Consider the following 10769-nt stretch of genomic DNA (forward strand, 5'->3'; position numbering starts at 1 on the left):
GAGCAGGCCCCACGACCACTGGGCGTGGATGCTCTCGTCGTGGTGGAGCGCGCGCGCGCCGAGGTCCCAGGTCCGGAGGAGGACAGCAGCGGCGATGACGAATGCATAGAGCACGAACTCCGCGGTCAGCGGGATGCGCCGCGCGAGCACCCGGTCGACGCGGCTCGTCCAGGCCGCCGCGGCCGCGGTCATTCCGCCTCCCTGACGAAGATGGCTGCCGTAATGTCGCGCACGGGTAGAGTATTGCGGTCGGCGAGCCAGCCGAGATAGTCCAGAAAGCGACTTCGTGGACCGTTTCTTTCCCTGAGGATTCCCCAACGTCCTTCGAGAACGCGAAAGCCATCGGGCGGGGCCAGGCCGGGCTCCCAAACGACGACGCTGGCATTCGGAGGGATGCGGCTGGAGACGACGATTCCGCGGGCACCACGCAGGGGCCAGGTGAGCGCTTCGGCAAGCGAGGGGTGGATGGCCACGATGGCCGACGGGTCGCGGGAGGGGCCGGTCACCAGGTCGCGAAGCTCGCGAGCCTGGAGAGTGGTAACGGGCGATGGCAGCGGTTCGTTCGGGCTCCCCGACGCTACCGCAAAGCCGCCGCTGAGCCACGGAAGGGCGGCAGCTGCCGCGAAGGGCAGGAGGGTGACGGGGCGAGTCCGCGCCGAGTGGGCCAGCACTGCGAGCGCGCCTGCGATGAGAGCGGTGAGCACGAGGACGGCGACGACCTCGCTCGCGGGGCCAACCTGACCGAGGCGCGCCCAATCGAGGAGCGGCCCAACGACCGTAGCGGAAGCGACGAGGGCAGCTGCGAGCGGCCAGCCCGCCCGTCGCCAGTCGGTCGAGGCGATGGCTTCGAACAGACGGACCGCGCCCTGCGCCGCGAGCAAGGCCGAAGCAGCAGTGAGCGAGGCGACCGGGAGTGGGTCGTGGCTAGAACCGGCCACGAGGCACCAGGCGAATGTCACAGCGAACCACGCAGATGCGAGGCGGTCGAGCGGCTGACGGAAGGCGCCAGCTCCTTCTCGGGCGATGCGCAGGGCGAGGGCGAAGGATGCGAAGGCGGCTGGTGCCCACCCGTAAAGCGCGATGATTCGTGCGGTTGTTTCGGTCGACCAGCCCGATTCGAATCCAGCGGCGAAGAGTTCGAACGGCGGGATGGTCAGGCCTTGCCAGCCTGCACCGAAGCCGGCGCTAGCGAGCGCGACGCCAGCTATCACGCCTACAGCCACGGTAGCGGGCGGACGCGGGTCGAATGTTCTCTGGCGCGGAGCCGCGAGCACCGCTCCTAGCAGAAGCGGCAAGACACCCGGACCAGCCGTGGCAGCGAGGAATCCCACCACCGCGAGCGACACCGAGCTCCGGGCCAACCGGCCCCGGAGCGCTAGGAAAACGAAGAGCAGGGGGATGTCCACAGCTGCAGCGGTGGCTGTCGCGCCGAGCAGGATCTGCAGCGGATCGAGGGCGAGCAGTGTCAGCGCGACGAGCGCTGCCGCCTGCCCGACTTGATTGCGTACGTAGAAGAGCGAAATCGGAATCGCGAGGGAGGAAGCGAGGGCAAGCAGCCGCGCCGGTATTTCGCTTTCGGTAGTACGGAGGACGGCCGCTGTGACTGCTTGAAAAAGCGTCGGGATGTAGCGGCCATCGTCGAAACCCGCACGCGCCTGCCACGCGCCAGCGAGGGACCACAGCTCGAAGCCGCCAACGGGCACGTGAAAGACGGCGAGGGCTCGCAAGGCAATGAAGGCGGCCGTTGCACCGCCCCACGCGAGGGTACCAGCACTCACCGTCCAACTGGCGGAGCGTCGAGCGGTCACGGTGGGCTCACCTCTCGATAGACCGGGAGGCGATAGACACGGTAGCGGCCAGATTCGAAGACCCGGTCGAGGAAGGCATCGTAGTCGGGGAACGGCCCTGGGTAGCGAGCGTATTCGAGCGAGCCGAGCACGAGGTAATCGGCCCCGAGTTGCCGCATCACGGCCAGGACGCGCTCGGGGCTGGACGCGAGATAGGCGTCGTCGACCGCGTCCTGTCGCGCCGAAAACCGTGCGCGGTTCGCTTCGCTGTCGCCACGCCACTGGATTTCATGGAAGTACCAACCGATCGGCGTCTGTCGGCCGGTCCGGGATGCGATGCGCCCGGCTTCGGTGTAGTCCACGCCGGCGTCGACGACTGTGAGGTTGCCCGAAGGATCGCGCACCCAGCGGCGGCCGGTGGCTTCGAGGAAGACGGCGTCGGCCGGAACTTCGGCCGCAACCCAGTGTGTCAGCGCATATTCTTCCGGGTCGGCGGCGCGGAGCCAGGCGAGGCCGTCGATGGTCGTGGAACGGCCGAACCCTTCGGTTCGGTTGAAGGCGGCGAGGACCGGGTAGACGAGTGCCCCGCCGAGGAGGATCACTGCGGGGGCGACCGCCAGGCGGGCAACGGCAGCGTTCGTCGCCGCGTAGCGGCCGCGGCCGAAAGCGCGAGCGGCAAGACCGGAAGCAGCAACTCCGCCAGAGATTCCGAGCAATAGCCAGGCTTGGTAGCTGAGCTTGAAGACGGTGTTCAACCGCGGGACGGAGCCGAAGAAGACGTCACGAACGAGGAACAACTCCGCTCCGTAGAGCAGGAGGACACCCACGGCTCCGAGTGCGGCGGTTGGGGCGGCGGCACTTCGGCGAGTAGCCAGGGCAATGGCCAGTTTGGCAAGCGCCCATGTGAGCAGGCCGAACAGCGCGAGGGTGACCCAGCCGCCAGTACCGCGATTGGCTGCGGCGTCGCCCAGCTCACCGCGGGCGGCCGCAAATGCAATCCAACCGACGAATGGGAGAACAGCAAGCCAGCCAGCGACGGCGGCCGACCCGAGGGTCCGCCGGGATGGCCAGAAGGCGAGAAGGCCCAGCGCGGCGAAAAGAAGAGGCGTGCCGAACTGGAGGAAGGCATGCGCCGGGCGGGTACCTTCGCCGATGTAGGGGTAGAGGCCGCTCGCCTGGGAGCTGAACGTGAGCCACCAAGGCGCATAGAGGACTATCGCTGCGAGCGCTGCCGGCACGAGCCAACCCGCCGCAGCCACCGCGGCGCGTCCATAGGGCAGCGAGCGGGCGTTCCGGGCGAAGGTCGCCAATCCGAGAAGGGCCGAGAACGTGATGACGTCCCAGGTGTTCTGAAAGGCGAGGGCGCCGAAGATTGCTGCGGCAGCGAGGCCCCTCCATGGGCGCGAACGAATCGACCTCCAATCGAGCACCCCGCGACTTCGCCAAACGGCAACGCTGACCGCCGTGGCGAGCGTCATGAGGGGCAGGGCCATGACGTGCGGGTGCAAGTCGCCCAGGAGGAAGCTGAAGAACGGGAACTCGGTGATGGTCCCGGGAATGACACGTGAGCCACGCCACCAGAACCAATACTCGGTGGGGTACCACGCTGTCGTGCGCGGATCCGTTGCGCCGACGTAGCAATTTCCTGTCTCTCGTCCCTCGCACGGAAGCAGATAGTCGACGCCGAAGGCGCGATAGAGCGTCGGGTTATATCTTTCGTGGGCCGCCGCCCACTCGAAGACGGCGGAGAGCGAGCCGGCGAAAAGGACGAGTGCAAGTGCAGTGACCACCACGACACCGACGAATTGCCGATTCGCGCGCCTCGAAGACCAGCGAGCGAGGGCCCACGAAAGCGAAACGACACCGGAAGCGGTTTCAGCGAACGTGGCAGCGAGCGCGACGTTGTAGCCGATCGAGGCTTTCACCCCGGCCAGCGAGGAGAGGACGCCGGCCTGGAGGTAGCCGAAGTAGTAGTAGCTGATCGGTTCTCCAGCGAACCACGGGTCGTGCGGTGGGTAGGTGGGTGATGTCATGGTGGCGTTGAGGAAGAGCAGGTCCATGGGCTGCTCGGTCCCCGCGATTTCGGCGTTATAGGAGCGAAAGGCGAGGTAGGCGAAGAACGCGCCGGTGTACATGCTGGCGGCGACCACGGCACCGTAAGCGAGCCGGCGGGCGTCGCCGGCTCGCCAGCGAAGCCTCCGCGCAAGTGCAGCCGAAGCCGCGGCTACGAGGGCAGCGGCAAGCAGATAGCCACCGCGCCCCGGGGGGAGGACGTCAACGACACGGAGGAGATAGTAGGGGAGCGAGACGGCGAGGAGCCCGAGCGGAACCGCGAAACCCGCCCCTCCATCGGGGAAGCGACGGAACAGTCCGGAGGCGAGGGGCAACCCGACGGCGCCGAGGAAGAGCGACGCCAGCCATGCCGCCAAGACTGCCTCCATGGGGTTCAGGCCAGCAATGAATCGACGAACTCGACCGGGTCGAACGGCGCGATATCGTCCATGCGTTCGCCCGTGCCGATGAATCGGACGGGGATGCCGAGGTCGTGGGCGATGGCGAAAGCGATGCCCCCTTTGGCGGTGCCGTCGAGTTTGGCGAGGACGATGCCGGTGACTCCGACGGCCTCGGTGAACGTCCGCGCCTGGAGGAGGCCGTTCTGCCCCGTCGTCGCATCGAGAACGAGGAGCGTTTCGTGGGGAGCGGATGGGTCCTTTCGCTTGATGACGCGGTCGATCTTCTTCAGCTCTTCCATGAGGTTCGACTTGGTGTGGAGCCGGCCTGCAGTATCGATGATGACCACGTCCGCGCGGGCCGCCTCGGCAGCGGCGAGCGTATCGAAGGCGACGGCACCGGGATCGGCGCCCGGCTGGTGGGCGATGACCCGGACACCGACTCGGTCGCCCCAGACTTTGAGCTGATCGGTGGCCGCCGCCCGAAAGGTGTCGGCGGCGCCGAGGATGACGGTGGCCCCATCGCGCTTGAAGGCGTGAGCCATCTTCGCGATGGTAGTGGTTTTGCCAGCGCCGTTCACCCCCACGACCAGGATGACGAGGGGCGGGGCGATATCGCTTCGGGCCCAGGCAGGTGGGGAGGCTCCTGGCTCGCGGAGGATGGCGACGAGTTCTTCGCGCAGGAGCTCGCGCACTCGGGACGATTGTTTGACGCCCTCTTTTTTCACCCGCTGCCGGACGCGGTCGAGGAGCGCCGTCGTCGTCTCGATGCCAGCGTCGGCCCCGATCAGGATCTCTTCGAGTTCGTCCCAGAGGGAGTCGTCGAAATCGGCGCGTTCGAAGAGCGCGCCGAGACGGCCGAAGAATCCGCGTCGGGTGCGCTCCACGGCACGGTCGGTCTGCTCGTGAAGCTCTGCGCGCTCTTCTTCCGTCGGTTCGGATGTCGAGGTCTCGACGGTTTGCGCTCCGGTGGCTTCGACCTGCGAATCGGAGGACTTGCGGCGCCAGAACCTCACGAGCGCTCTCCTCGGGGCAGACTTAGGGGGATGGTAACCGGCATGGAACTACGGAACAGCGTCAGGCCTGCGGAAGGTCGTCGAGACGCAGACTGAGCACGCGGGAGACGCCATCGCGGCCCATCGAGACACCGTAGATGGCGTCAGCGACCTCGATGGTACGGCGGTTGTGCGTGACCACGATGAACTGCGTGCGCTCGGCGAGCTTTCGCAACGCAGTGGTGAACCGCCCGACGTTCGCCTCGTCGAGGGCTGCGTCGACTTCGTCGAGGACGCAGAACGGGGCAGGGTTGGCGGTGAGCAGGGCGAAAAGGAGCGCGACGGCCGTGAGCGACCGTTCGCCGCCGGAGAGGAGGGAGAGGCTCTTGATGCGTTTGCCGGGGGGCTGCGCCTCGATCTCGATTCCGGATTCGGCGGGGTGCTCAGGGTCGGTCAGGGCGAGGCTCGCCTGGCCACCTCCGAAGAATGCCTCGAAGTACTCGCCGAAGGCTCGGTTGACGGTTTCGAAGGTGACCGCGAAGCGCGAGCTGATCTCCTGATTGAGCTCCGCGATGGCCGTGCGGAGCTGGTCGGCCGCATCGGTAAGGTCGGCAAGCTGCGTGGTCAGAAACTCGTGGCGTTCCTTGAGCTCGTGGTAATCCTCGGGAGCCTCTTCGTTGATGGCTCCGAGGCGCCGAATCTGGCGGCGGAGTTCCTCGATGCGCTGCCGGGTCGCTTCTACGTCGATGGCCGCGCCCCCCTGGACGCGGGGAGCCTGGGGCTCGGGGTCGGAGGCGAGGCGATCGAGTTCGTCGAGGGGGACGACCTCGCCGCTGGGGAGTGGCACGAGCCCCTCCCGCTCCATCTCGTCGCGGAGTGCCTGGAGTCGCTCGCGAGCCCGGGCAAGGTCGTTTTCCAGGTCGAGGCGGCGCCGGTCGATAGCCAGGAGCTGGTCCTGGGCGGCGGCGAATTCGTCTTGGATGGCCCGTTCGTGGTTCTCGAGCCGATGGAGCTCGTCGCGGTCGGGCGCTGCGTCTTCGGTGAAGCGCGCTTGCTCGGCACGGATGGCTTCGAGCTCCCGAGCGAGGCGTTCGAGTCGCTCGTCGATGACACCAGCTTCGAGCTCGAGATTGCGGGCCTGAAGCTTCTTGGCTTGCAACTGCCCGTCGAGGCGCTGGAGCGACTTTTCGTGTTGTTCGCGCATGGCGATGAGCGTGCGTCGCTCGCCTTCGGCGGCCGCGAGGCGCCCCGAGATTTCGCTGACGGCGGCAAGGGCAGCTTCGCGGCGGGCTGTGGCAAGCGCGAGCTCTTGTTCGAGTTCGGCGAGTTCGGCTCGGCGCTCGGCGGCACGCTGTTCGAGCGTTTCGAGGGCGCGCCGGGCCTGTTGGGCTTGCTGCAGCCGCGCTGTGCGCTCTCGTTGGATATCGGCCCTTTTCGAGCGGAGGGCATCGGCCTCGCGGCGGATTCGGTGCCGCCGTTCGCGCTCGCGCTCGAGATCCTGACGAGTCGCCTCGAGGGCACGGCGAAGCATTTCGTAGTTGGCTTCGGCTTCGTGGGATCGGCGAGCAACCTGCTCGATGGCGAGCCGGGCTTGTTCGATGCGCTCGCGGGCGATTTCCGTGCGCTTGCGGAGCTCCTCGATGCGGGCAGGGAGCTCTTCGATTTCCCGCTGGCGAATGAACTCGCCCTCGTCGGCACCGGTGGAGCCTCCAGCGATGACTCCAGTGGGCTCGATGTAGATGCCATCGAGGGTAACCACGGAGCCGAGGGAACGCCGAATCATGCGCAGCGCCGTTTGCTTGTCTTCGACGACAATGACGCGGCCCAGGAGGGTATCGACCAATGCCCGGACGCGCTGGTCGCAACGGACGAGTTTGGAGGCAACGCCAACGACGCCCCGCTCTTTCTGGAGGTTGAGCGGATAGACGTGGCGGACGGAATCGAGCGGGAGGAATTGCGCTCGACCTTGCCGGCGACGCTGGAGAATGGCGATAGCCTCGAGGGCGACGGCCTCGTTTTCGACGATGATCGCGTGGAGTCGGTATTCGAGGGCGGCATTGATAGCGACCTCTAAGCCGGGCGGGACGCGCAGCTGGCGGGAGAGGAGACCGATGACGCCCGGGAGCTCGGGGGGCTCGCCGAGGCTGCCGGGCTCGAAGTCCTCGATCAGGGCTTGCCCCATGATCAGGACTTGCCGAGTGCCGGCCGCAACACCGTCGTGCTCTGCCTGCACCCGGCGGAGGGCGTCGAGCCGGCCCTCGAGGTGGTCGAGCTCGCGGAGGTCCTGGTTGCCGGCGGCTTCGTACTCGCGGACCTCCTCTTGCACGCGCATGAGCTGATCGCGGGCAGCGTCGGCCTCGCGGCGCGCCTCGACGAGGCGGCGCTCGCCTTCCTCTACGGAAAGCCGAGCTTCGGCGATCCGGCGACGACTGCCGAGCAGTTCGACGATGATCGCCTTCCGACGGGCCGTGAGCTGCTCCAGCTCGCGGTCGAGGTCGACCACGCGCCGTTCAGCGGCTTCGACGTCGGTCTGGAAGGTGGCCGCACGGCGCGCGTCGGCGTCGGCGCCGTCCCGCAGCTCCTGTACCCGGCTGCGAACCCGAGAATACTCGCGTTCGGCGGCGTCGAGCTCTGCCCGGCAGCGCTCGGCCTCGGCCCGAACGGCCTCGGCCTGATCCGCAATCTCGAGATTGCGCCGGCCGTCGTCGACGTCAGTAGCGGCCAGCGCGAGACGCTCGGCCTCGAGCGCTTCGATCTCCCGCTGGAGCTCTTCGCGTCGAACTGCAACCATCGCCCGCCGCTCGCGGTCGAGCGCGATCGCCTGTTCGGTCGCGGCGATGCGCTGTTCGATCTCGGCGCCGCGGCTGTCGCGCCGGGCAATGGCCTCGCGCCTCTTTCGAATCTCGTCCGAGAGTGTGCGGAGTTGCTCGCGGAGCTGCTGGACACGCCGGGACGCGGCCTCGTTCTCGGCAATGCCCTGATCGACGGCTGCTTGCACGCGGACGATGGTGTTCTGGGCTTCGGCCCAAAGGTGGCTGTAGTAGAGCCGAAGGAGGCTGGCAAGCTCCTGCGTGAGGCGGCGGAACTCGGACGCGCGTTCGGCCTGACGGCTCAGCTGGCTCAGCCGCGGCTCGATTTCTTGGATGATGAGAGCGACGCGCTCGATGTTGTCGCGGGTGGCGCCGAGGCGGTCTTGTGCTTCCTTGATTTTGAGGCGGAATCGCTTCACGTCGGCGGCTTCGTCGAGGAAGGCTCGGCGCTCTTCGAGGGACATCGAGAGCACCTCGTCGACGAGTCCCTGCCCCATGATCGAGTAGGAGTTCTGCCCGACGTCTCCCTTCATGAGGAGGTCGACGATGTCGCGGAGGCGTACCCGCGAGCCGTTGAGGAGGTATTCGCTCTCGCCGCTGCGGTACAAGCGGCGCGCGATCTCGACCTCGGCGAAGTCGAGAGGGAGCCAGCGCTCGGTGTTGTCGAGCGTGAGGGCAACTTCGGCCATGCCGATGGCTGCTCGGCTCCCAGCGCCGGCGAAAATGACGTCTTCTTGCTTTTTGGTGCGGAGGAGGCGGGCGCTCTGTTCGCCGAGCACCCAGCGGATGGCATCGGCGACGTTACTCTTGCCGGAGCCGTTCGGGCCGACGATGGCGGTGACCCCTGGTCCGAACTCGAAGACGGTGGTGTTGGCGAAACTTTTGAAGCCGTGGATGGCGAGCCGCTTCAGGTACACGCTGCGCCCTCCTGGTGGCGCAGGCCTTCGAGCGCGACCTGCGCCGCGCGCTGTTGGGCCTCGCGCTTGCTGCGTCCTTCGCCGCGTCCGAGCGGACGCCCGGCGATTTTGACTTCCACGACGAAGCGGCGGTGGGGCGCATCCGCCGTGTCTTCTACCGTCACATATTCAGGTGCTTCGTGCCAGCGAGCCTGGGCGAGGTGCTGGAGCGAGCTTTTGGCATCGGGGCGCGCCCCTTCGCGGATTGCCTGGTCGATTTCTTGGCGGAGGAGACGCCGGATGAGGGCTGCAGCGGATGGGAGCCCGGAATCGAGGTAGACGGCCCCGATGACCGCTTCGAGGGCCCCGGCAAGGTTCCGGTCGCGGGTCCGCCCTCCGGCTGCCTCCTCGCCACGGCCGAGCACGAGAAACTGCCCGAGGCCGACACGGGAGGCGGCCCGCGCGAGGGTGCTGCCGCGGACGATTTCTGCTCGGGTACGGGTCAGTTCCCCTTCGCCGGCGTTGGGGCAGCGCTCGAAGAGCAGCCTCGCGACGACGAGCCCGAGGACGGCATCGCCGAGGAACTCCAGTCGTTCGTTGGAGACGTCGGCCGAAGGGTTTTCGTTGAGGTATGACGAGTGGGTGAGGGCCTGCTGGAGGAGGTCGGGACGAAGCGAGCGGAGCCCGAGGCGGCTGAGCAACTCTCTATGGTCTCCTGGTGCGGGCTGTCCCACGTCCCCTCCGGCCGGGCGATAGTGCCGGGCAGCCGCAGATGCGGCAGGAAATGCTAAAGCGCTATGATCATAGGAACCGGGTTCACGGCGAGTCAAGCCGTGCCGTACGATCAGGGATGGCATGGAGTCTGTCAGCCTGAAGGTTTGCCATGTGTGTGCCGGGGAGGTCGCGGCGCACATGGAGGCGTGGTGCAACTGGTGCGGGAATCTCTACCACTTGAACTCGCGAGCTGACTTGCCCGGAGACGATTGCGGGCAGGTTTGGATCAACGAGGAGCACCTGTCCCTCGAGTTCGCGTGCAATGTTTGTCTCGCCCCGCCGGCGGAGCCCGGGACGCTCGACGACGTGCTGGACCTGCTCGAGGCGGCAGCGGCAGCGGGAATGACGCCGGCGGCGCTGGAAGCGCTGGCAGAGGCGGGGCAGGTACGCCATCGCCGGACGGCGGGCGGCGTGCTGCTCTTCCGGAGGGGGGATTTGCCCGGGGGCGTGGCTCGGCGTGGATGAGGGCGTTCGTTTGCTGCGAGTGTAAACTGCCCATCGGCGAAGCCAGCGCGCTGGTTTGCGCGGATTGTGGCCAGCTTTTCCATTTCCCCGATGCCCGGAAGGGCGAAACCGGGAAGGAGTGCGGTGTGCACGTGATTGGATTTCGAGAGCTGCTCGGCCGAGACGTCGTCCCGCTTTGTCGGCGATGCGACATGGCGTTTCGGCTTCGTTATGGGGTGCCGTCGTGAGCGCGGCATCGCGCCGACGTCGGCGGAGTCACCCGGCGGCAGCGAGCACGACGCCAGGTGTGCCGAGCGTGGCGCCGAAGCCGATCCCGCTTCCGGAGTGGAAGTGGCGTACGTTTCCGGTCTTCTTCGCTTTCGCGCTCGGGGGTTTTTTGGGACTCTACATGGGCCTGTGGGCATCGCTGAACGATACGGCCTTTCTTGTCGCGAGCGTAGTTTGGGCGGTGCTCCTCGGCGCGTGCTTCTCGCGGCTCAGCACGCGCTGGATTCTGAGCCGGCGTTGGAACCGGGCGCAGCAGCGCCGTAAGGGCTGAAAGGTTCCGCTCCGGTCGCTGCCGGCGAGGACGTCCGGCTCGCCGGGGCTTCGC

At 67.3% G+C, this 10769-nt stretch carries 8 protein-coding genes; 2 read left to right on the forward strand and 6 right to left on the reverse strand.

Features of this window, described 5'->3' with window-relative positions; genetic code table 11:
- The 6 genes from VAE53_RS06335 to rnc all read right to left on the reverse strand — a co-directional run.
- Positions 1-192: hypothetical protein (locus VAE53_RS06335; RefSeq protein WP_322818527.1), on the reverse strand; the 192-nt coding region annotated here is incomplete at its 3' end.
- Positions 189-1808, reverse strand: coding sequence for a hypothetical protein (locus tag VAE53_RS06340; protein ID WP_322818528.1), 1620 nt, complete (start codon positions 1806-1808; stop codon positions 189-191). The genes VAE53_RS06340 and VAE53_RS06335, both read right to left, overlap by 4 nt.
- Positions 1805-4228, reverse strand: coding sequence for a DUF2298 domain-containing protein (locus tag VAE53_RS06345; RefSeq protein ID WP_322818529.1), 2424 nt, complete (start codon positions 4226-4228; stop codon positions 1805-1807). The genes VAE53_RS06340 and VAE53_RS06345 overlap by 4 nt, the downstream gene beginning before the upstream one ends.
- Before the next feature lie 5 nt (positions 4229-4233).
- Positions 4234-5253: a signal recognition particle-docking protein FtsY gene (gene ftsY, locus VAE53_RS06350; RefSeq protein WP_322818530.1), complete on the reverse strand. Its 1020-nt coding sequence runs from the start codon at positions 5251-5253 to the stop codon at positions 4234-4236.
- A 61-nt stretch (positions 5254-5314) separates the two neighbouring features.
- Complete coding sequence (gene smc, locus VAE53_RS06355; protein WP_322818531.1) at positions 5315-8959, reverse strand: chromosome segregation protein SMC; 3645 nt, start codon at positions 8957-8959, stop codon at positions 5315-5317.
- The gene (gene rnc / locus VAE53_RS06360) at positions 8950-9639 is read right to left on the reverse strand and encodes a ribonuclease III (protein WP_322818532.1); all 690 of its coding nucleotides are present in this window, start codon (positions 9637-9639) and stop codon (positions 8950-8952) included. Before rnc ends, smc begins: the two co-directional genes overlap by 10 nt.
- A 154-nt stretch (positions 9640-9793) precedes the next feature.
- On the opposite strand from rnc, the gene VAE53_RS06365 reads away from it, so the two are divergent.
- Positions 9794-10177: a hypothetical protein gene (locus tag VAE53_RS06365; protein WP_322818533.1), complete on the forward strand. Its 384-nt coding sequence runs from the start codon at positions 9794-9796 to the stop codon at positions 10175-10177.
- Between the two features lie 295 nt (positions 10178-10472).
- Positions 10473-10715 (forward strand): hypothetical protein, encoded by a 243-nt coding sequence (locus VAE53_RS06370; RefSeq protein WP_322818534.1) that lies wholly within the window; start codon positions 10473-10475, stop codon positions 10713-10715.
- Positions 10716-10769 lie beyond the last annotated feature (54 nt).

The sequence above is a fragment of the Tepidiforma sp. genome, assembly GCF_034432735.1.
GTDB lineage: Bacteria > Chloroflexota > Dehalococcoidia > Tepidiformales > Tepidiformaceae > Tepidiforma.